This window comes from Flavobacterium sp. 1 (genome assembly GCF_002797935.1).
Lineage (GTDB): Bacteria > Bacteroidota > Bacteroidia > Flavobacteriales > Flavobacteriaceae > Flavobacterium.
Map to the genome: position 1 here is coordinate 2,916,667 of NZ_PGER01000001.1, position 24,005 is coordinate 2,940,671.

Consider the following 24,005-nt stretch of genomic DNA (forward strand, 5'->3'; position numbering starts at 1 on the left):
GGTTTCTGACTGAAACGATGAAAGTCAAAAAAATGAAAAGAAAAGATTTACAGCATATAACACTTAAAGAGGATTTTCAGACTGCAGACTGCAGACTGCAGACTGAAAATTTCCTGACCGCCGAAGGAATTGAGCTTCACAAAACCTATTCTCAAAAGGACATCGAAACTCTCGAACATCTTGATTTTGCAGCTGGTTTTGCTCCCAATTTGCGTGGTCCTTACGCTTCAATGTATGTCCGCAGACCTTGGACAATCCGTCAATATGCAGGATTTTCTACAGCCCAAGAAAGCAATGCTTTTTACAGACGGAATCTTGCTGCAGGACAAAAAGGGCTTTCAATTGCGTTTGATCTGCCAACCCATAGAGGATATGATTCAGATCACGACCGTGTAGTAGGCGATGTTGGAAAAGCGGGAGTAGCCATAGACTCTGTTGAAGACATGAAAGTATTGTTCGACCAGATTCCATTGGACGAAATGTCGGTTTCTATGACGATGAATGGTGCTGTGTTGCCAATTATGGCTTTTTATATTGTTGCTGCAGAAGAACAAGGCGTTATGCCCGAGCAACTTTCCGGAACCATTCAAAATGACATTCTGAAAGAGTTTATGGTACGTAATACTTACATCTACCCACCTGCCCCTTCGATGAAAATAATTGCTGATATATTTGAATTTACAAGCAATAAAATGCCAAAATTCAATTCTATTTCTATCTCGGGATATCACATGCAGGAAGCTGGCGCAACAGCTGATATTGAATTGGCTTACACTCTTGCCGATGGATTGGAATACATTAGAACAGGATTGGCAACTGGAATGAAAATAGATGATTTTGCACCTCGCCTATCCTTTTTCTGGGCGGTAGGAATGAACCATTTCATGGAAATTGCAAAAATGAGAGCGGGAAGAATGATTTGGGCAAAACTGTTAAAACAATTCAATCCGAAAGATGAGAAATCATTGGCACTGAGAACCCATTGTCAAACATCGGGCTGGAGTTTAACAGAACAAGATCCATTCAATAATGTAGCCCGCACTTGTATTGAGGCCACGGCTGCAGTTTTTGGAGGAACACAGTCTTTACATACGAATGCATTGGACGAAGCAATTGCTTTGCCTACCGATTTCTCGGCACGAATTGCCCGAAATACCCAAATCTATCTGCAGGAAGAAACCAAAATTACCAAAACCGTAGATCCTTGGGCCGGAAGTTATTATGTTGAAAGCTTGACCAATGAAATTGTCGAAAAAGCTTGGAAACTTATTGAAGAAGTAGAAGAATTAGGCGGAATGACCAAAGCCATTGAAACCGGAATCCCTAAAATCCGGATTGAAGAAGCGGCGGCGCGTAAACAAGCCAGAATAGACAGCGGTCAGGATATTATTATTGGAGTCAACAAATACCGTTTAGAAAAAGAAGACCCGTTACAGATTCTGGATGTAGACAACCAAATGGTTCGGCTGCAGCAACTGGAGCAGTTAGATCAAATAAAAGCAACCCGAGATTCAGGCAAGGTTCAAGCATCCCTTCAAAAATTAACCGGCTGTGCTCAAACAGGTCAGGGAAATTTACTAGAAATAGCTGTCGAAGCGGCCAGAAACCGTTGTACATTAGGCGAAATCAGCAATGCTCTGGAAACGGTTTTTGGAAGGTATAAAGCACAGATTAAATCTTTTAGCGGTGTGTATAGCAAAGAAATGAAAGACGACAAAAGCTTTGAAAAAGCAAAACAGCTGGCAGATCTTTTTGCCAAACAAGAAGGGCGCAGACCAAGAATAATGATCGCCAAAATGGGACAGGACGGTCACGACCGCGGTGCCAAAGTAGTTGCCACTGGCTATGCCGATGTGGGTTTTGATGTTGATATAGGTCCGCTGTTTCAAACCCCGGCCGAAGCAGCCAAACAAGCAGTCGAAAACGATGTGCATATCCTTGGCGTATCATCACTTGCAGCTGGACACAAAACATTAGTTCCCCAAGTAATCGAAGAATTAAAAAAATACGGCAGAGAAGACATTATGGTCATCGTTGGAGGTGTAATACCTGCACAAGATTACCAGTTTTTATTTGATGCTGGAGCAGTAGCCGTTTTTGGTCCTGGAACAAAAATTAGTGAAGCTGCTATTAAAATATTAGAGGTTTTAATTGATTGATAAAACATCCCTTCTGAATAGCTTATTTAATTTTCGATACATTTTTTCACAATCATTCGGTACTTTAACTAACTGTTGAAGTACCGTTTTTTTATTGCAAATCAAAATTAGCAAAACAGCTTCTTCACTAATTTACAGCTTCATAACCTGAGTTTGAGTATTCCTTTTTCCTTTTTTTGTATAATGATAAAAAAGAAAAATATTCTCCTTTAGCCCCGACAGCAGTGAAAATCCTTTTGTAGAGGAGGGTTTCAAACCCGTCTCTACAAAAGATTGAAACGGATAGCGGGACAATATTGGCTAAAAAATTAAATATTTCTGCTCCAAAAAAAATGAAGTTGGGTTTAAAAACTAAAAAGCGTCCGTATGAGTAATTACGGACGCTTTTTTAATTGAGAATTTAAAGAAAATAATTAATCTACGCTGGCATTACTGTCTGCTACGATAAAAGAAGTATCATAACCTCCAAACCGCAGCATATAACTTCTCAATGAAGTTCCATACGCATCTCTAAAACAGCGTTTCCCTTTGTATCTGAAATATTTTTTAACAGAACCCACACCTGCAAGATGTGCTGCTGCCAAAATTCCTGACTCAGTAATACGGGTTCCGTTCAAAACGGTTCCTTCGTATCTTTCGATAATGTTTCTGAGTTCCCATTTATTTTTGGACAGCAAAGCTATAAAAGCTTTTTCCTGCATTCTAGGACTGTTAATGAAAGCTGCGCTATCGTGAATACCGATAGATTTTAAAGTTTCAATACCAAATTGGTATTTTCCTAAATAACCAAGAGAATTGATTTTTCTGTATTTTCCCTGTGACTCTTTGAAGCCGATTGCTTCTTTATAACCAATAAAGAAAGTTCCAGTATAGGGAATTTCAGAATTGGTATAATCTGTCACATTTAATGATGGTAGCAAGTAGGATGTATCATCTGATTCGTTAATTAGAAACCATGGGGTAGATTCTAATTTGGATGGTTTAAAACCTAAGCTTAAAAAAGCTACTACAACAATTAAAGTTGTGTAAAAATACCATTTTTTTATCATAAAGTAGTTTTCTTCAAAACCTGTCACGTTATGAAATTTCTATGCACAAAGATACGACTTAAAAAAATAAAGCTGAAAATCAACCCTTTAAACTTATCAACTGACTACAAAAAAAGCACCTAAGTAACTAATTTTACGAACGTTTGGGTTTTCAAAAAAAGTTAAAAAAAATTCTAAAACAGTAAAAAATAGGCCTAATTAAGTAAGATTTAACCTGCTTAAAAAAAGTAAAAACGTCATGAAAACAAAAAATTAGACACAAATTAGTACTAAATTTTGATTTCAAGATATTGTTTTAGCTGAAAAAGAAAGAATTTTCAACTATTACATCCTTTTATTGGGCATGACCGCTAAGGTCGGGCTGTCCATTATATTCCCGATTAACAAAAACTACGGCTAAAAAGCCTTGTTTTTCTAAATCGGGAGATGCTATTTCCATCCCTCATGCAAATCTGTTTTCAAAACATCATTTTTGGTAAAATTCAAGCAAACTATCCAGCAAACAAAAAAAGCTTCAAAATTGTTTGTTTAAGAACAATTTTGAAGCTTTCCCAAAACATACCTTGGGATTATGAAAACCTAACGCTGTACACCCTGACTGTTAATCCAATCCGAATATTTTTTTGCATTAACATTATGCTCAGCCAAAGTCGCTGCAAATTCATGATATCCAAAACGGTCAACACTGGCACAGAAATAAATGTAATTATTTTTTTCCGGATTTAAAACTGCTTCAAGAGCCGTAATATCTGGCATTGCAATTGGTCCAGGAGGAAGTCCAACATTCACATAAGTGTTATAAGGATGTCTCATAATCAAATCATTATAAAAAACTCTTTTTATCACTTGATTAAAATCATTAGACTTCTTTTTCATCGCAAAAATAACCGTTGGATCAGCCTGCAAGGGCATTTCTAATTTCAATCGGTTCAAATAAACACCGGCAATTCTAGGCCTTTCATCTTTCTTAACCGATTCTTTATGCACAATCGAAGCCAAAATTGTTGCTTGAATTGGAGTCAGACCTTGTGCTGCTGCTTTTGCTGTTCTTTCCTTGTTCCAAAAATTATTGTACTCTTTAATCATTTTATCCCGAAACTTCACAGCCGAAGTATTCCAATAAATATCATAGGTATTAGGAATAAACATAACCAATACATTCTCTTCGGTAAAACCGTTTTCTTTCAAAAAGATAGAATCTTTAAACGTATTCAATAATTCCAAACTATCAGGTTCAATTTGAGAACCTACACGTCCGGCAAAATTCTCCAACCGTTCCTGATTATTAAAAGCCAAACTCACAGGATCATTAAACTTCATTGCTTTGACCAATTCGTAACTGTTCATTCCGTTTTTAAGCAAAAAGCGTCCCGCTTTTACATTTTCCGGATAGCTCGTTTTTCCGGCTACCATTTCGAAACGTTCTATATTCTTAACATACGGTTCCAGAATATGTTTTACCTGCTCATAATTGGAATCAGTTGGCACATAAACGTAAACCTCTTTTTCGGCAAATTTTGTGTTACCGCTAAAAATCTGATACATCAAAACAAATCCGTAAACAATTAATATTGATATTAATGCAACAGATACTAATGATACTATTTTCTTTAGATTCAAAATATAAAAATTTTAAAATTACTGCGCCAGTTCGCTGTCGCCAGTGTGATTATTAATTAATTGAAAAATGGCTTCATCCTTGTAAACTCCATTTACCAAAGTCCAATCTTTCTTTATGCCTATTTTTTGAAAACCAAATTTAGTAAAAAGAGCGATACTAGCTTCATTTTCACAACCAATATTTGCATATAATTGATGCAGATTAAGATTATGAAAAGAGTAATGAATAAGCAGGTCTAAAGCTTCGGATCCAATATTCTGATTTCTATTTGCATCGTCTTGAATTACAATCCCAATACCAGCTCGGTTATTCTTTGGATCAAAATCAAATAAATCGATTAATCCCAAAGCAGGAAAGTCTTGATCTTGACAAATCGCCAATCGCAGCTGCTTGGCTTCATAAATATCCTGATGCGCATTTTCTAAATACTGTTTTACTAAAAACCGGCTATAAGGAGTTTGCGTATTACTCACTTCCCAAATACGCTGATCATTTTCAATGGCATAAATAAACTCCAAATCATTGGGTTCAAGTGCTCGGATGTATATATTATCGCCTTTTAATGTTTTCATTTATGTATTTTGGATATACTTTTAAACTTTTATAGTTCCTTTAAACACAAATTCAGCGGGACCTTTCAAGAAAACATTGGTATAAACACCATCGTTTTTATCAAAAGAAACAACCAGTTTTCCACCTTCTACATTCACATTGATAGCTGTAGCATTTGTTTGTCCAGTCGCATTCATAGCAATTGCAACTGCTGTAGCTCCGGTTCCGCAGGCCAATGTTTCGTCTTCGACTCCTCTTTCGTAGGTGCGAAGTCTGAAAGTAGTGTCATCTATTTTTTTTACAAAATTAACGTTGCTTCCTGGCTTACCATATAATTCGCCGTAACGAATCGATGCTCCATTTTCTTTTACATTATAGTGTTCCAAATCTTCTACCATCTGAACATGATGCGGAGAACCTGTATTCAGAAACGAATAATCTTTTTTAATATCTATTGCAGGAACATCAATCATCTGCAGTGAAACCAATCCGTTATCTTCAAATGATGCATGGTGCAGACCGTCGGTAGCAATGAAAGTAGTTTCGTTTTCAATCACTTGCATATCTTTTGCGAAAGCGACTAGACAGCGTCCGCCGTTACCGCACATTGAACTTTGATTTCCATCGGAGTTGTAATACACCATTTTGAAATCAGTATCGCTGTCATTTTCTAGCAAAATAAGTCCGTCTCCGCCTATTCCAAATCGTCTGTCACACAAACGGGCGATCAGTTGTGTATCTTCTTTCGGAAAAAAACCGGAACGATTGTCAATCATAACAAAATCATTTCCAGCTCCTTGATATTTATAAAATTCTAATTGCATTTTTATTACCGTTTTTATCACACAAAAGTACGAACTATTAATGAATTGTTAATCATTGTTAAAGAGCGTTAAACCATATTGTTCGGAAAAAAAAATCTGCTAAATTCGTTATCAAATAACTAATAAAAACGAAAAGCAAAATGAAACAAATTTCAAAATTATTCTTGGTATCCTTGTTAAGTGGCGCAACAACACTTGGCGCATACAAATTATTATTTGACAGCAATGGTTATTTTTCTTCAAACAAAAACGGAATTACGACATTAGCCCCTGAATCCTACGCAAGACAAACGAGTTTAGGCGCTGAAAATGTTGATTTCACAGTTGCCGCAGACAAAGCCATCCATACAGTTGTTCACGTAAAAAATGTTTCGGTAAGGACCATTTCCAATCCTATCATGGAATACTTTTACGGTTATGGCGGACAGCAGCAACAGGAACAAGTCGGTACAGGTTCCGGAGTGATTATTTCTGAAGACGGTTATATTGTTACCAATAATCACGTTGTGAAAGATGCTTCGGATATTGAAATCACGCTGAACAACAAAAAAACATACAAAGCAAAACTTATTGGAACCGATTCTAAAATGGATATTGCTTTACTCAAAATTGATGCCGACGAAAAACTGCCGTATTCCACATTTGCCAATTCCGATTCGGTAAAAGTCGGCGAATGGGTATTGGCTGTAGGGAATCCGTACAATTTAACATCAACAGTTACCGCTGGAATTGTTTCGGCTAAGGCCAGAAATCTAGATACGCGAGGCATTCAGTCTTTCATTCAGACAGATGCTGCAGTAAATCCAGGAAACAGCGGTGGCGCATTGGTAAATACCCGTGGTGAATTAATTGGAATCAACACTATGATTTCGTCAATGACAGGTTCTTATGTAGGTTACTCTTTTGCAATTCCTTCCAATAATGCCCGAAAAATTATCGAGGACATTATGGAATTTGGAAATGTTCAAAGAGGAATTTTAGGAGTTGAAGGCGGAGAATTGAACGGAACTGCATCCAAAGAACTGGGAGTTACGCAAACCCAAGGTTTTTACATTAATAAAGTGTCCAAAAACTCAGGTGCCGAAAAAGCCAAATTGCAAAAAGGAGACATTATCATCAAATTAGATGATCAGGATATTGCCACTTTTGCAGATCTTTCCGGCTATGTAAACACCAAAAGACCAAATGACAAAGTCCAGGTAACCATTATTAGAGATGGAAAAAACATAGTTGTACCGGTTATACTGAGCAAAAACGAATCTTTTGCTACAGAATTCAAAGGAATCGAATTAGAAAATATTGATACTGCCGACAAAAAGAAATTCAAATTGGATTATGGCGTAAAAATCAAATCCATTTCTAATGAAAACTTAGCACAATACAGTGAAGAATTACAAGGAAACATAATTATTAGCATTGATAATGTCAAAGCAACGAATGTAGAAACCGTTTCTAAACTTTTGAATAATAAAGACGAAAAACAAAGTACCCGTATCGAAATGATAAATAAAAATGGAGAAATCATTCGAATCATAATCTAAAAAGTTAAAAGACTAAATCTAAAGTCGGCCTGTAATTGCATGCCGACTTTTTTTATTCAAAAAAATATTAAAAAAAGTTACGAAATCGATTGAAATAAGTATTTTTGCATCAAATTTTAAAAAATCAAAACAATTAATAACGATTTTGTTATTAAAAAACAGGGCTACAATACAAATTTTTATCATGACTAAAATGGATTTATACGAAAAAGAGGTTTCGTTACAAGCCGACAGAAGACGTTCAGGAGTAGAATTAATTAAAATTATCAGCGATTTATGGTATGACAAATCCATCGAGCTGGTTTTGTTCCGCAATCAATTAATAGACCGAAATGTAAGTGAGATTATCAACTTGCACGAATACGCAGCCAAATTTGTTGGCAAGCCAATTTCAGTTTCAGACTCAGTAGAAATTGCCAATGTTATCCTTACTTTAGATTTGCCTCCATCAAAATTAGACATCGGTAAGCTTACTTATGAATACCGACTAGAAGACGAAAAACATCCAGACGTTAGGCATTTTGTTTTACATAAATTAAAAAAAGCTAAATCATCTAAAGAAATTAAGCCTAAAGATGTTGTCCTTTATGGGTTTGGCCGAATCGGACGCTTATTGGCACGAGAACTAATGTCCAAAACAGGCAAAGGAGATCAAATGCGTTTGAGAGCCATTGTTACTAGAGATAAAAACGATGCTGCCAGTTTAGAGAAAAGAGCTTCCTTACTGCGTTACGATTCCATCCACGGAGACTTTCAAGGATCGGTTGTTGCCGATGCAAAAAACAATGCCTTAATCATCAATGGCACAACCGTTCATATCATCACTGCAAACACTCCCGAAGAAATCGATTATACCAACTACGGAATTGAAAATGCCCTTGTCATTGATAACACCGGCGCTTTTACTACCAAAGAAGCTTTGAGCCGTCATTTAGTTTCAAAAGGAACAAGCAAAGTTTTGCTTACCGCTCCAGGAAAAGGAGTACCAAACATCGTTCATGGAGTGAATCAAAAAGAATACAATCCAGACGAGATCGACATTTTTTCCGCTGCTTCCTGCACTACCAATGCTATTACTCCAATCCTAAAAGCAATTGAAGATACTTTGGGCGTTGTAAAAGGACACTTAGAAACTATTCACGCTTACACTAACGATCAAAATCTGGTCGATAACATGCACAACAAATACCGTCGTGGAAGAGCTGCTGCGCTTAACATGGTTATTACCGAAACAGGTGCTGGCACTGCAGTGGCCAAAGCATTGCCATCATTGGAAGGCAAATTAACCTCCAATGCGATACGCGTTCCAGTTCCAAATGGCTCATTGGTTGTGCTGAATCTAGAAGTAAACACGGCAACTTCGGTAGAAGCCATCAATGCCATCATGAAAAAATATGCACTGGAAGGCGAACTGGTAGAACAAATCAAATATTCATTAAATAACGAATTGGTATCTTCTGATATCGTAGGAACTTCAGCCCCCTCCATTTATGACAGCAACGCAACAATCGTTTCCAAAGACGGAAAAAATATAGTACTATACATTTGGTACGATAACGAATACGGCTACAGCCACCAAGTAATCCGCCTTGCCAAATACATTGCCAAAGTAAGACGTTTTACCTACTATTAACAGCGCGATTTACGGGCTGGGAAATGCTCTTTTAGTTTTAATTTTAGTTTTTTAGATAATAAATTGCCCCAGCCTGAATGCATAAAAACCGCCTCGTTACAGCAACTTGGCGGTTTTTTTTTGTCTCTTCAAATAAGTAATTGGGGCGTGCCTCCATCTCTACAAAAAGAGTTATTTCACTTGCACGCATAAGCCCTAACTTGAGAATGTTTAATCCATTTTAAACAAGTTTCTACGCTAATTCTAAGTTAGCATCCCTAATCTTAAAAAAAACAATTCTATTATTGATTAATCACTACAACACACAAAACAAGTGTTAAAACACAAATAAATACGTGTTATTTCAGCATTTTTTTAAGATTAATCAAATAAATATTCTAATTTAGTTTACCTAAACCAAATCGAAATGAAAAGAACCCTACTATTATTATTTTTGAGTGTGTTTTTACCCAAAATGCATGCTCAGGATTATTTTCCAAACAGTGAAAGCGTACAAAACAAGAACAACAATTACATAGCTTTTACTAACGCCAAAATTTACATTTCCCCAACTCAAATCATTGAAAAAGGAACGTTGTTAATTCAAAATGGAAAGGTTATTGGAACTGGAATTGCTCTTACTATTCCGAAAAATTCTACAATTATCGATCTTAATGGAAAATTTATTTATCCTTCCTTTATAGATATCTATACTAATTTCGGTATTGATAAACCAAAAAGAAATCTCAATAATGACGATGGTCCTTTGTATAATACCAAAAGAGTTGGTTACTATTGGAATGAAAGTATTCGCTCTGAAGTAAATGCATATGACACTTATAAATATGACCAGTCTAAAGCCGAAGAATTATTGAAAGCAGGTTTTGGAGTCGTGCTTACCCATTTCCCTGATGGAATTGCCCAAGGATCTGGGGCCTTAATTGCTTTAAACAACACAATAAGCATCAATCGTGTAATATCAAACAAAATAAGCAACCAGCTTGCTTTTACAAAAAGTGCTTTAACCAATCAAGCCTACCCAACTTCATTAATGGGAAGTATGGCATTGTTACGTCAAATGTATCTGGACATGAATTGGTATAAAAAAGGAAATTCAACTACCAAAGATTTGTCTCTTGAAGCAATGATTGAGAATCAAAAATTGGTTCAGATTTTTGATGCTGGAGATAAACTAAACAGTCTTCGGGCTTCTAAAATAGGAAAAGAATTTGGAATCAATTATATTCTGAAAGGATCTGGAAATGAGTTTGAAAGAATTGACGAAATCAAGAAAACAGGCTCGAAATTCATTATACCTATCAATTTCCCTGAAGCATATGATGTATCCAATCCGTACTTAGCCAATCAAATGGAATTAAGCGATTTCCGCTTTTGGAATCAAGCACCTACTAACCTAAAAATATTATCAGACAACGGTATTGTATTTGCTATAACCACCGACAAATTAAAAAAGACGGAAGATTTTAGACCCAACATATTGAAAGCCATAAAATATGGTTTAGATAAGACAAAAGCATTAGAATCCCTAACCACTATTCCTGCCTCTTTATTAGGAAAAAATGATGAAATAGGCAGTTTAAAAAATGGAAGCCAAGCCAATTTCATCATCACTTCCGGAGAATTATTTGAAGAAAAAACTATTGTTTATGAAAATTGGGTACAGGGTACAAAATTTATTGTAGCCGAAATTGTCCCTAACGACATTCGTGGAGAATATGATCTAACCATTGCCAATGAAAAATACAAACTTAATATTGAAGGTGAGTTAGCTGAACCAAAATCTGAAATTAAAACTATTGATGCTAAGAAAGTAAATTCAAAACTTACAGTAACAAACAATTGGATAACAGGCTTAATAAAATCAAAAGACACTATCAATCCAAGTTTTACTCAACTAACTGGGTTTATCGAGAATACTACTGTATTATCTGGTAAAGTAATTTTAGCAAATGGTAATGAAAGCACTTGGTCTGCAGTAAAAATAGCTCCTTTTGTTATTAAAAAAGATTCAGCAAAAGTGGACAAACCAAATCTTATTATTCCTGTTACTTATCCTAATATAGCATTTGGAAATTTACAAAAACCAACACAACAGACTTTACTATTCAAAAAAGCCACAGTTTGGACTAATGAAAAAGAGGGAATCCTTGAAGAAACCGATGTGTTAATCAAGAATGGAAAAATAGTCGCCATTGGAAAAAATTTATTCGATGCTTCGGCAACAACAATAGATGCAAAAGGCAAACATTTAACCTCAGGAATTATAGACGAACATTCACATATTGCCATTTCAGCAGGTGTAAATGAGGCAGGCCAAAACTCAACTGCCGAAGTTACCGTCCAGGATGTCGTAAACTCTGAAGACATAAATATTTACAGAGATTTAGCCGGAGGAGTTACCACTTCTCAATTATTGCACGGTTCTGCAAATCCTATTGGAGGCCGCTCAGCTATCGTAAAATGGAAATGGGGATTATCTCCAGATGAAATGCTGTACAAAGACCAACCAAAATTTATCAAATTTGCTTTGGGAGAAAATGTAAAACAATCTAATTGGCGAATTGACAATCCAACCCGTTTCCCTCAATCAAGAATGGGTGTAGAACAAGTTTTTACTGACTACTTTCAAAGAGCCAGAGAATATGAAGCTTCATGGAAAAGTTACAATGCAAATTCTAAAAAAGACATGAACAAAGCACCTAGAGTTGACTTAGAAATGCAAACTCTAGTCGAAATTTTAAACAAAGAACGCTTTGTGACTTGTCATTCCTATGTAGAATCCGAGATTCTAATGTTGATGCAGGTAGCAGAAAAATTTAATTTTAGAATAAATACTTTTACACATATTTTAGAAGGATATAAAGTTGCAGATAAAATGAAAGAACATGGTGTGGGAGCTTCTACTTTTGCAGACTGGTGGGCTTATAAATTTGAAGTAAACGATGCCATTCCTTATAATGGACCAATTCTTCACAATCAAGGGATAATTGTTGCCTATAACTCTGATGATGCTGAAATGTCAAGACGATTGAATCAAGAAGCCGCCAAAGCCGTTAAATATGGCAATATCTCTGAGGAAGAAGCCTGGAAATTTGTCACTTTGAATCCTGCCAAATTATTGCATCTGGATGACAAAATCGGAAGTATTAAAATCGGCAAAGATGCTGATATTGTACTATGGAACAACAATCCTCTTTCGATTTATGCCAAAGCTGAAAAAACAATCATTGAAGGTGTTGTCTATTATGATTTGCAAAAAGACGAAGCCCAACGTATTGCAAATACCAATGAGAGAAACGAATTAATTGCTCAATTACTATTGGAAAAAAACAAAGGAATGAGTACTCAAGAGCCGAAAAAGACAGATAAAAAATTATACGATTGTGATACATTAGAACAATAAAAAAATGAAGATGACACATATAAATAAAGTGATCGTACTATTGGTATTTCTTATATCAATAACCACAAAAGCACAACAAATTCCAGCACAAAAACAAACCAAATCAGTATTAATACTTAATGCAACCGCCCATTTAGGTAATGGAAAAATCATAGAAAACAGTGCAATAGGTTTCAAAGACGGAAAACTAATTTTAGTTGCCGATGCTGCCACAATTCGCTTGGCAAAAGATGCTTATGATACTACTATTGACGCCAGTGGAAAACATATTTATCCAGGATTTATTGCCCCCAACTCTACTTTAGGACTGGTCGAAATTGATGCGGTAAAATCATCCGATGATGAAGATGAAATTGGTCTCTTTAATCCTCACATTAGAAGTATTATTGCCTACAATTCTGAATCAAAAGTGATTGAAACTGTTCGCCCAAATGGTATCTTGATAGCTCAAATTACACCAAGGGGAGGACGTATTTCAGGCACTTCATCGATTGTTCAACTGGATGCCTGGAGTTGGAATGATGCCATACTAAAAGAAAATGATGGAATACATCTGGAATTTCCTTCAAGCTATAAAAAAAAGGGTAGCTGGTTTGAACCCGGAGCTAGTGAACCTAACAAAGATTATAAAAATCAAATAGAAGAAATTAATTCTTTTTTATCAAATTCGAAAGCATACTCTTTAGATACACCTAAAGAAAAAAATCAAATTTCAGAAGCTACAAAAGGCCTATTTGATGGTAGTCAAACTTTATATGTTCACGCAAATGAAGAAAAACAAATCATTGATGCGGTTCAATTAGCAAAAAACAATGGAATTCCCAAAGTAGTTATTGTGGGCGGTTATGAAGCTTATAAAACCAGTGATTTACTCAAAAAAAACAACATTGGTGTGCTTTTAAGGCGCGTCCATGATATGCCGGAAAGAGCCGATAATGATATTGACTTACCGTATAAATTAGCAAAAATATTAACAGATAAAGGAATTTTGGTTGGTTTAGAAAACAGTGGCGATCACGAAAGAATGAATACCAGAAATTTACCTTTTCTTGCTGGTACATGTGCTGCCTATGGTTTGGATAAAGAAATAGCGTTACAATTAATAACATCAAATACTGCAAAAATATTAGGAATTGATACTTTTTGCGGAACTTTGGAATTAGGTAAAGACGCAACTTTATTCATTTCAGAAGGGGATGCATTAGATATGAGAACCAATAAATTAACATACGCATTCATTCAAGGCAGAACAATCAGTTTAGAGACACATCAAAGCGCTTTAAACAAAAAATTTAAAGAAAAATACAATCAACTGTAATTGAATTTTAAAACAGATTAAACCAATCAAGCCCATGAAAAAAGCATTTACCAAATTCGCTCTTGTTTTGCTTACTATTACTCTCGTTAGCTGCAATTCAAACAAAAAAGACAACAAAAATAATACAGACAAAAGCTTTGCGGCTTTTGAAACAAACTTTTTAGACGCTTATTGGAAACAGTATCCTTCAGGTTCTATAGCTGTAGGTTATGGCAAATATTATGATAAATTAGTTGTGCCCAATGCCGCAGCTTTTGCTGATAATGTTGCTTTCTCAAAAAAATGGCTAACCGATTTAGAAGCTTTGAATTATGACCAACTGAGCAATAACAATAAAATCAGCAGCAATATCATCAAAAATCAACTGGAAAGCGATATTTGGTACACTACCGTTTTTAAACAGCAAGAATGGGATGCTTCTGTCTATAATATTAGTGGCTCTTGCGATTACATCATTAACCAACCGTATGCACCATTAGATAAGCGTTTAAAAATATTAACCAAGTATTTGGAAAACTCTGATGCTTTTTACAAAGTGGCATTAGAGAACTTAAAGCAACCTACCAAAGAGCATTTGGAAATGGCTATCAATCAAAACAAAGGTGGTTTAGGAGTATTCGGCAAATCACTTACTGATTCTATAACAGCTTCTCATTTGACTGCAACCGAAAAAGAAAGTTTGCAAAAAAACATCATCAAAGCAACCACCGCCATGAATGATTATGTAAGTGGTTTAGAAAAAATTGATGCCAATAAGAATTTTAAATTCAAAGATTATCGAATCGGTAAAAAACTGTTTGCCGAAAAATTTAAATATGATTTAGCAACTAATTTTACTCCAGAACAAATTTACACCAAAGCAGTTGCAGATAAAAAAATTTATCACGGTAAAATGTATGTTATTGCAAGCAAAGTGTGGACAAAATATTATCCAACTCAAGCCAAACCAAAAGACAGTTTAGAAGTGATACGATTGGTTTTAAGCAAAATACAACTCAACCATCCTACTCCTGCTAATTTCTACAAATCACTCAAAGGTCAAGTAACTCAATTGAAAAAGTTCATCATTGAAAAAAATTTATTTGATTTTGACACTGTTTTTCCACCTATCAAGGTTAGATATATGCCTGAATATGCCAGAGGTTTTGCTTTGGCAAATGCTGAATTTATTCCACCTTACCAAAAAAAAGGAACAACTTATTTCAATATAGACGACCTAACCCAATACACACCAGCTAAAGCCGAAAGTGCTTTGCGTGAAACCAATACCTATTCTTCACAAATATTATCTATACATGAAGCAGTTCCAGGACATTGCCTACAAGGAATTTACAACAACAAAAAATCGCCAGATGTATTGCGTTCCGTTTTCCAAAATGGTGCCATGATCGAAGGTTGGGCAGTCTATTGTGAAACCATGATGATTGATGAAGGCTGGGGGAATCATGAACCGGAAATTGAATTGGCATTGGGAGTTTGGAAGCTTCGTGAACTAGGTAACGTTATTATCGATTATGATATTCAATGTTTGAACAAACCAAAAAAAGATATTCTAAAACTATTATCCAAAGAATGTTTCCAAACCGACCAACAAGTTGAAGAAAAATACCATCGCGCAACAGTTTCACAAGTACAGCTTTGCTCTTATTATAGCGGTGCGACAGCCATTCAACAACTTAGAAATGATTTTCAAAAGAAGATGGGCAACAAATACAGCTTAAAAGATTTCCATGAAAAGTTCTTAAGTTTTGGCAGTTCACCTGTAAAATATATCCGTGAACAAATGTTGCAATAACTATTAAATAATGGAGTTGTGACAAAACCAATTTAAACTCTATCTTCTTATTAAAGACATTTTAAAATCGAAAGCTTTTTTAATAAAAACTTTCGGTTTTAAAAACGTTGGACTATATTATACGTACTAATTGTATTATATTTTATAAAAAAATGAACCCAGAAATACAAACATATAACGACAAACAAACTGAAGCTGACAAAACAATTTGTGACCTGCTCGCAACAACTATTGACAGTGAACTAACCGAAGCCGAAAACAAAATTTGGCACGCCATTCCTGTTTGGTTTTTGGACGGTAATCCAATTGTAGGCTACGGCAAACTCAAGGACAGTGTACGGCTTTTATTTTGGAGCGGCCAAACTTTTGAAGAAGAAAAGCTTAAAAAAGAAGGAAAATTTAAAGCAGCTGATATTCGCTATACTTCTGCCGATCAAATCAATCAGACCGATTTGTCTCGTTGGCTTAAAAAATCAAAAGAAATTCAATGGGATTATAAAAACATAGTGAAGCGTAAAGGGCAACTTGAACGATTAAAATAAAAGATTAGCAAAATTATAATTTCTTCGACTAATGTTCGTTTGCTAAAAAAAATCTCAAAAAACTAAAACTTCATTCCAACCAAACTTTCTTTTTTTAGATAGGCAAAACCGTTGTACTTTTCACTTCCGAAATAATAAAAAAACTGTTAATCAAAGATACCTCAGGCAAAATCGACAATTTCATTTGGTGAAAATGATGGTAGCTTTCCATATCTGGCAATACAATCTTGAGCATATAATCAAAACTTCCAGAAACAAAATTACATTCTACTACTTCTGGCAGATTTAAAATAGCCTGATTAAAGCTGTCCGAAATATCAAAAGTCTGTTTCACCAAGGTCACCTGACAATAAACAGTGAGGTTTTTGCCTAGTTTTTTCTTGTTCAAAATGGAAACATAACGCTCAATAATTCCCTCTTTTTCAAGACGTTTAACCCTATCATGAACAGGAGTCAGCGAAAGATTTATTTTATTCGAAATATCTTTTAAAGTCAAATGAGCATCTTCCTGCAGGAGACGCAATATTTTTCTGTCATTTTCATCTAAATTCATAACAAAAAAGGAGTAAGTAAAAGTGATTTATAACAAACGAATCCGATTAATTTTCTTTTTTAAAATCAAAAATGAGCTAAATAAAGAATTATTTCATGTAAAAATACTAAATAAAAATAATATTTTCCTATTTTCATTTACAAAGAACAAAATTTTTCTTTATCTCCTAAATTTGTATTTCAATTTTTAATCAATCACTAAATACAACAGTTATGATAATCGGTGTACCAAAAGAAATTAAGAATAACGAAAATCGTGTTGCTCTAACTCCAGCAGGTGTTGCTGAGATGAAAAATAACGGTCATAGTGTTTATGTTCAAGCAACTGCAGGTGAAGGAAGCGGTTTTGCCGACGAAGAATATGCTGCTGCCGGAGCTGTAATCTTACCAACTATTGAAGAGGTTTACAGTATTGCCGAAATGATTATCAAAGTAAAAGAGCCAATCGCTTCAGAATACCCTCTTATTAAAAAAGATCAATTACTTTTCACATACTTCCACTTCGCATCATCAGAGCCATTGACTCACGCAATGATTGAGCGTCAAGCAATCTGTTTGGCATACGAAACTGTTGAAAAAACAGATCGCAGCTTGCCATTATTAGTTCCTATGTCTGAAGTGGCAGGACGTATGTCGATTCAAGAAGGCGCAAAATACTTAGAAAAACCATTAAAAGGAAGAGGAATTCTTCTTGGCGGTGTTCCAGGTGTTCCTCCTGCAAAAGTATTAGTGCTTGGTGGCGGAATCGTAGGAACTCAAGCAGCAAAAATGGCTGCAGGATTAGGAGCTCAAGTAACTATTATGGATGTAAGTTTGCCACGTTTACGCCAATTGGATGATATTATGCCAGCTAACGTTACGACTCAAATGTCTAACGACTATAATATCAGAAAAGCAATTACAGAAACTGATTTGATTATTGGAGCTGTATTAATTCCAGGTGCAAAAGCACCACACTTGATTAAACGTGATATGCTAAAATCTATGCGTGCAGGAACAGTTCTTGTTGACGTAGCTGTAGATCAAGGAGGCTGTATCGAAACTTGTACTCCTACTACTCACGAAAACCCAACATTCATCATTGACGATATCGTACACTACTGCGTGGCAAATATGCCGGGTGCAGTACCCTATACTTCTACATTAGCGCTTACTAATGCTACCTTGCCTTATGCTCTGCAATTGGCAAACAAAGGATGGCAAAAAGCTTGTGCTGAAAACGAAGAATTAAAAAAAGGATTAAATATTGCCAACGGAAAAATCCTTTACAAAGGAGTAGCCGAAGCTTGGAATCTTCCTTTTAATGAAGAGTTAGTATTAGAAGACGCAGTTTGCTAATATTAAATAAGTGCTTACTACACTAGAAAAACCCGTTTTGTTCATCAAAACGGGTTTTCTGTTTTATAAAAACTAAAATCCGTCTAGAATTAGACGGATTTTAGTTTAACCTTTAAAAAATAAACTTAAATAGCTTATTCCTGAAAATATTTTTTACAAAATTTCAAATACTTTTTTTACAGGAAATTTTAAATTAGGAAAAGTAGGACTTTCTAATTTACTTCCTTCAATAAGTGGTTTTAACCCAATGTATTTATCACCTTGCAAGACATAAATGGCTACGCTTTTAGAAACTGGATTTACGATCCAATATTCCTTAACTCCATTTTCTTCATATAAGTCAAATTTTATATCTATTTCCTTTTTAGAATTCCCAGGAGACAAAACCTCAATCATTAAATCCGGAGAACCTAAACATCCCTTTTCATCCACTTTTGATTTGTCGCAAATAACACATAAATCTGGCTGAACCACAGTAATTACTTGACTATCATCAGTACTTTTTTTAAAATTTACAAGACGAACATCAAAAGGAGCAAAAAACATTTTACAATCTGTTTTGTAGAAAACTTTATCCAAGGCTCTAGTCAAATTCATCAAAATATTTTGATGTGAAGTACTTGGAGCTGGACTCATTTTGAAAACTTTTCCTTTTATAAGCTCAACTCTTTCTTTAAATTCCCAAAGTAAATAATCGGCATAAGTGTACCTTCTTTTTAAATCAAGACTTCCTATATTAGTTTTAACAGTTCCCATTGGTATTGTTTTATAAACTATTACAAATTTACATTTATTTCTCAAATAATCAAAAACAGAAAACTCCGTTGTACTCCTCAAGAAAATGGAGTTTTAGTTTAAAAGTAATTCTATTCAATTTAGACAACCAAAAACTGAAAACCGACAACTATTCTTCCTTTGGTTTTGACAAATAATAAACCGGAATCCCTGTAAGCATTATCAATACTCCCCATCCGCAAGTAGAAAACTTAGTAAGCAACAATCCAACACAAATTGCAACCGCTACAACAATATACACAAGTGGCAAAAATGGGTAACCAAAAGCTTTGTAAGGTCTCTCCGCTCCCGGCATTTTCTTTCTTAAAATAAAAATTCCGTAAATGGTAAGTATATAAAAAATCAAGACGATGATAATTACAAAATCCAATAAATCGCCATACTTTCCAGTCAAACACAATGCCGAAGCCCAAACACACTGAACCCACAAAGCCCAAGCTGGTACACCGGCATCATTAAGAGAAGCCGCTTTCTTTAAAAACAAACCATCTTTGGCCATCGTATAATACACTCTAGCACCAGCCATAATCAATCCGTTGTTACAGGCAAAAGTCGAAATCATAATCATTAACGCAATGATAATCGTCCCCATGTCACCAAAAGTATATTGCGAAGCGACTACCGCTACCCTGTCTGATTTTGCCGTAGCAATTTCCTGCATCGGAATTACAGCTAGATACATTAAGTTCGTCAAAATATAAATGATCGTTACTATGAATGTGCCCAAAAACAAACTCAAACCTACATTTCGTTTTGGATTTTTAATTTCTCCTGCAATAAAGGTAACTCCAACCCAAGCATCACTTGAAAATAAAGAGCCGACCATTGCAGCGGAAATACCAGTTAATAAAGCTGTCCCGCCAATAGAACTCCATGACCCGCTTTCAGTATCAAATGCTTTAGAACTCCAGGCATCAGTCCAGTTGGCATTCCAAATATCAGCTTTTGCTGCTAATATAAATCCAAAGACAATCAATCCAAACAGTGATAAAATTTTAATTATAGTCAAAACCGTTTGAAGAATTTTACTGTTCTTTACTCCACGGCTATTAATGTAAGTCAATAAGACAATAGTGATTATAGAAACGATTTGAGCAGCATTTAATTTAAAAGCTCCCAACTCATATAGCACATTTTCATCACTTAAAGGCGGGTATAAATAAGCGGCAAATTTGGAAAATCCAACACCAACGGCTGCAATTGTTCCGGTTTGAATAACCGCAAAGAAACTCCAGCCATACAAGAACGCAATTAGTTTATTATAAGCTTCTTTTAGATAAACATATTGTCCTCCAGCATTTGGAAACATTGCACTCAATTCTCCGTAACTCACTGCGGCAATCATTGTAATTAAGCCTGAAATAAGCCATATTAACACTAACCAACCTGCCGACCCTACTTGTCTGGCAATATCGGCACTCACAATAAATATTCCAGAACCTATCATCGACCCTACAACAAGCATCGTTCCGTCTAGTAATCCGAGTTCTCTTTTAAATTCTCCTGGTTTGTTTTCTTCCATTTTTATTGGTTTAGTTTTGGTTGGCTAAAGATATACTTTTTTTATAAACTGACTAATATTGAGAAAAAGATGAAATTCTAAAAATCTACTTGAGAAACAAAACATTTATCAATTAAAACAATTCTGACATAAAAAAATAAAAACGCTTCAAACAACAAGTAATTAATTGAAAACAAATAACTTAATTCTTGTTTATTGAAATTATTTCGTAAATTTATGTTCCTTTTTTGGTTATTTTAAAACCAAAATAAAAACTGGACTGAGCAAAAACAAACTCAACCTGAAATTTGCCATCTCAACAGATGCTATCCTGAAATAGCAGAAGACAAAAAGACTCTTGAAAAACCCCAAATCAAGCTTAGTTAACAAAAGAAATTTACATATTATTATCAGAATTCTCTAATCATTCTTTAAGAATTGATAAAAGAGTAAGGTTTAAATTCCTTGTAGTGAAATACAATACGGTTCCATGCACTAATGCTTTATAAAAGGTACACTCCAAAATAAAATTTTTCATTAATAAGGATTAGTATCAAAAATAATTTATAAACATCTAAAAAACAATGACATGGAAAACAAACTATCCAAAAGCGATCTCAAAGTAGGTATAAATTCCAAAAATCGAATTTACGCTGCCTTGATTACATTTATGTCGTTTCTAGCATTTTCAGGATGCGAGAATTATGAGTCCAATATGGATTCCGAAATAAATACAAATGGTACTGGGAAAAAATTCAAAACCAACATCAATTACACTCAAGTAAATCTAGTCTCAGATGTTGAGGGATACAATGCACAAATGATTGACGCAAATCTTGTGAATGCATGGGGTATTGCATTTTCAACTGGTGGCGGTGTATGGGTTTCAGCAGCAGAGACCGGAGTATCCACTATTTATGACCAGAACGGAAACACTCTTCGCGCTCCTGTTACAGTACCGTTTGGAACTGGCTTAGCTAATCCTACAGGGCAAGTTTTCAATTCAACAACCTCCTTTGTCATCCCATCGAATGGAAGAGTGAGCCGTTTTATTTTTGTTACCGAAAACGGAACTGTAGCCGCATGGTCTAATGGAAATGCTGCTATAACAGTTGCCGACAGATCGGCAGAAGGAGCAGTCTATAAAGGTGTTGAACTAGTAAATAACAATGGTGCATGGTTTCTTTATGCAACCGATTTTCACAACGGGAAAGTGGATATGTTCGACCAAAATTTTAATTTCGTTGGAAATAATATGTTTATGGACGCCACAATTCCAGCCGGATTTGCACCGTTTAACATCAAAAAAATCGGAGATAAACTATTTGTTACCTACGCCAAACAACTGGCTCCAGACAATAAAGATGATGAGGCTGGTCCTGGCAACGGTTATGTAAATATCTTCGATACTGGTGGTCAACTTATTCAACGATTTGCTTCAGAGGGAACTCTTAATTCTCCTTGGGGAATTGAACTTATGAAATTTACCGTTGGATTTGAAACAACTCCAGATTCGCCTCCGTCACAAGAAACAATCCTAATAGGAAATTTTGGAGACGGACGCATTAATGCCTATGACGGCAAGGGAAAATTTATTGGCCAATTCCAAAAAAATGGTTCCCCATTGGAAATTGAAGGATTATGGCAAATTTCATACCCTCCTCAAGAAAACACTGCTTATGAGGCATCTCGCAACAGACTTTATTTCACAGCTGGTCCCGATGACGAAGAGCATGGATTATTTGGATATATTATGGCATCAAAAAAGTAACTGAAATCATAATATTTGGGAATTTATTTCGGTAAAAAAGATTATTTTTCTAAAACTAAAAACTCCTAATTTTCTTAGGAGTTTTATTTTATATTTAAAATATTATTTTACAACGCGATTTATTTGAGCAAAGTTACGCTCATAATAAGGCTCTTTGGTAGAAGAAATAATAACTCCTGAATGAGTAGAAGAATGAATAAATTTTATTTCTCCATCAGCCACTTCAACAACCATTCCTACATGATTAATATGGTGTCTTCCGTTAGTTTTAAAGAAAATCAAATCTCCTTTTTGTGCATTCACATCATCAATTTTTTCACCGATAGCAGATTGTTCAATAGACGATCTTGGCAATTTTATGTCAAATGCTCCAAAAGTAGAATACATGAAACCTGAACAGTCAAATCCGGCAATCGTAGTGCCACCGCTTCTATATCTGGTTCCTATTTTATCTGATGCAGACTGGATTATTTGATTTATCAAATCTACATTTGCAATACTTAATGATGCATCATTTAGGGTGTCCTTAGTTTTTACAGTTTGAGATTCTGCAATTTCCACTTTACTTGGCTGTATAAGCGTATTATCGGGTATTTGTATACTAAGCTTTGAACCGACCAATAATTTTTGCTGAATCACTGGATTTTGTTTTTCTAAAACCGCAACAGTAATACCATACTTCTTAGCAATTCCGTATTTAGTTTCTTTGGGTAAAACTTCATGAATAATTTCAGAAGCTGCAATTGGAGAATCTGTATTTTCTGCTTTCTCGTTAGTTCCGCTTTCTGCAGCTGCAACAGCAGACTCTTTACTTTCCACTACTGGAACTTCTTTTGCTTCGGGCTTTTTCTCTTCAGCAACAGCTTCATTTTCGGATTTCTTTCCATTATTTGGAATCGTAATCGTCTGTCCAATGCTCAATCCTTTCTTTCCGATTTTTGGATTGGCATGCTGCAATTCTTTTAATGAAATACCGTACATCTTTGCAATAACATATAAAGACTCTTTAGGTTTCACTTCATGTGACAAAGAAGCTGCTTTTTCTACAGCTGTCACAACAATCTCTTGATTCTTTGAATTTGATAAATATGCGATTTCTTTTTGAGTCAGACTCGATGGGATAATAATCGTCTGGCCTATTTTCAACCCTTCTTTTTCTAATTGAGGATTAGCTTTATAAAGCAATTCTTCAGTAGTTTTGAATTGTTTGGTAATTCCGTATAATGTTTCTTTGGGTAATACTTGGTGATTGATTTCTGTTGTCTTTTCGGAATCGGCAACTGCTGAGCCACTTATGCTTTTTGTTTCAGAATTTGGAATCAGCAAAACCTGATTAAGCTGTAATGTTTTTTTAGCTTTTGGATTTAGCTTATAAACAGAAGCGATTGAAACATTGTATTTTTGGGCAATACTAGAAATTGTTTCTCCTCTTACTATGGAATGTTTTATGTTATTGTCTTGTGAAAAAACATTGATACTGCATAAAAAAAACGCTAAAACAACTAATCTGAAATACTTCATTCTTTTTCATTTATTCCTCATTTTTATAAAACACGCATTTTTTTGAGGGGGGTTATTATTTGCTGTGTTTTTGTGTTTCAAAAAAAAATC

17 protein-coding genes are annotated in these 24,005 nt (G+C 35.1%); 9 read left to right on the forward strand and 8 right to left on the reverse strand.

What is annotated here, in order from left to right; translation table 11 throughout:
* The first annotated feature begins 32 nt into the window (after nt 1-32).
* Nucleotides 33-2,159, forward strand: a complete 2,127-nt coding sequence (gene scpA / locus CLU83_RS11625; protein WP_100433711.1) for a methylmalonyl-CoA mutase — start codon at nt 33-35, stop codon at nt 2,157-2,159.
* Nucleotides 2,160-2,572: 413 nt separating this feature from the next.
* On the opposite strand, the gene CLU83_RS11630 is transcribed toward scpA, so the two are convergent.
* The 4 genes from CLU83_RS11630 to dapF form a co-directional block, all read right to left on the reverse strand.
* Nucleotides 2,573-3,208, reverse strand: a complete 636-nt coding sequence (locus CLU83_RS11630) for a peptidoglycan-binding protein LysM (RefSeq protein ID WP_100431768.1) — start codon at nt 3,206-3,208, stop codon at nt 2,573-2,575.
* 579 nt (nt 3,209-3,787) lie between these two features.
* Entirely contained in the window at nt 3,788-4,828 is a 1,041-nt protein-coding gene (gene mltG / locus CLU83_RS11635) for an endolytic transglycosylase MltG (RefSeq protein ID WP_100431769.1), read from the reverse strand.
* An 18-nt stretch (nt 4,829-4,846) separates the two neighbouring features.
* A complete protein-coding gene (locus tag CLU83_RS11640; RefSeq protein ID WP_100431770.1) occupies nt 4,847-5,401 on the reverse strand; it encodes a GNAT family N-acetyltransferase in 555 nt (184 codons plus the stop codon).
* 21 nt (nt 5,402-5,422) lie between these two features.
* Nucleotides 5,423-6,205 (reverse strand): diaminopimelate epimerase, encoded by a 783-nt coding sequence (dapF, locus tag CLU83_RS11645; protein ID WP_100431771.1) that lies wholly within the window; start codon nt 6,203-6,205, stop codon nt 5,423-5,425.
* Between the two features lie 140 nt (nt 6,206-6,345).
* Between dapF and CLU83_RS11650 the strand changes: the two genes are divergently transcribed.
* The 6 genes from CLU83_RS11650 to CLU83_RS11675 all read left to right on the forward strand — a co-directional run bounded on the left by CLU83_RS11650 (nt 6,346) and on the right by CLU83_RS11675 (nt 16,437).
* On the forward strand, nt 6,346-7,746 hold the full coding sequence (locus CLU83_RS11650) for a trypsin-like peptidase domain-containing protein (RefSeq protein ID WP_100431772.1): 1,401 nt from the start codon (nt 6,346-6,348) through the stop codon (nt 7,744-7,746).
* 184 nt (nt 7,747-7,930) lie between these two features.
* Nucleotides 7,931-9,379, forward strand: a complete 1,449-nt coding sequence (locus CLU83_RS11655; protein WP_100431773.1) for a glyceraldehyde-3-phosphate dehydrogenase — start codon at nt 7,931-7,933, stop codon at nt 9,377-9,379.
* A gap of 406 nt (nt 9,380-9,785) precedes the next feature.
* The gene (locus tag CLU83_RS11660) at nt 9,786-12,782 is read left to right on the forward strand and encodes an amidohydrolase family protein (protein WP_100431774.1); all 2,997 of its coding nucleotides are present in this window, start codon (nt 9,786-9,788) and stop codon (nt 12,780-12,782) included.
* 10 nt (nt 12,783-12,792) lie between these two features.
* Nucleotides 12,793-14,100, forward strand: a complete 1,308-nt coding sequence (locus CLU83_RS11665) for an amidohydrolase family protein (RefSeq protein ID WP_100431775.1) — start codon at nt 12,793-12,795, stop codon at nt 14,098-14,100.
* Between the two features lie 34 nt (nt 14,101-14,134).
* Entirely contained in the window at nt 14,135-15,895 is a 1,761-nt protein-coding gene (locus CLU83_RS11670; RefSeq protein ID WP_100431776.1) for a DUF885 domain-containing protein, read from the forward strand.
* A 152-nt stretch (nt 15,896-16,047) separates the two neighbouring features.
* Nucleotides 16,048-16,437, forward strand: coding sequence for a DUF1801 domain-containing protein (locus CLU83_RS11675; RefSeq protein WP_100431777.1), 390 nt, complete (start codon nt 16,048-16,050; stop codon nt 16,435-16,437).
* A gap of 94 nt (nt 16,438-16,531) precedes the next feature.
* Here CLU83_RS11675 and CLU83_RS11680 read toward each other — a convergent pair whose 3' ends face one another.
* Nucleotides 16,532-16,990, reverse strand: coding sequence for an Lrp/AsnC family transcriptional regulator (locus CLU83_RS11680; protein ID WP_100431778.1), 459 nt, complete (start codon nt 16,988-16,990; stop codon nt 16,532-16,534).
* Between the two features lie 212 nt (nt 16,991-17,202).
* On the opposite strand from CLU83_RS11680, the gene ald reads away from it, so the two are divergent.
* The gene (gene ald, locus CLU83_RS11685) at nt 17,203-18,327 is read left to right on the forward strand and encodes an alanine dehydrogenase (RefSeq protein ID WP_100431779.1); all 1,125 of its coding nucleotides are present in this window, start codon (nt 17,203-17,205) and stop codon (nt 18,325-18,327) included.
* Between the two features lie 153 nt (nt 18,328-18,480).
* On the opposite strand, the gene CLU83_RS11690 is transcribed toward ald, so the two are convergent.
* Entirely contained in the window at nt 18,481-19,083 is a 603-nt protein-coding gene (locus CLU83_RS11690; protein WP_100431780.1) for a Uma2 family endonuclease, read from the reverse strand.
* A gap of 148 nt (nt 19,084-19,231) precedes the next feature.
* Entirely contained in the window at nt 19,232-20,644 is a 1,413-nt protein-coding gene (locus CLU83_RS11695) for an APC family permease (RefSeq protein ID WP_100431781.1), read from the reverse strand.
* Nucleotides 20,645-21,212: 568 nt separating this feature from the next.
* On the opposite strand from CLU83_RS11695, the gene CLU83_RS11700 reads away from it, so the two are divergent.
* Nucleotides 21,213-22,394, forward strand: a complete 1,182-nt coding sequence (locus tag CLU83_RS11700; RefSeq protein WP_100431782.1) for a TIGR03118 family protein — start codon at nt 21,213-21,215, stop codon at nt 22,392-22,394.
* Between the two features lie 102 nt (nt 22,395-22,496).
* Here the strand turns inward: CLU83_RS11700 and CLU83_RS11705 are convergent, their stop codons facing one another.
* Nucleotides 22,497-23,915 carry a C40 family peptidase gene (locus CLU83_RS11705; RefSeq protein ID WP_100431783.1) on the reverse strand — a complete coding sequence of 473 codons (1,419 nt, stop codon included), beginning with the start codon at nt 23,913-23,915 and terminating at the stop codon, nt 22,497-22,499.
* Nucleotides 23,916-24,005 lie beyond the last annotated feature (90 nt).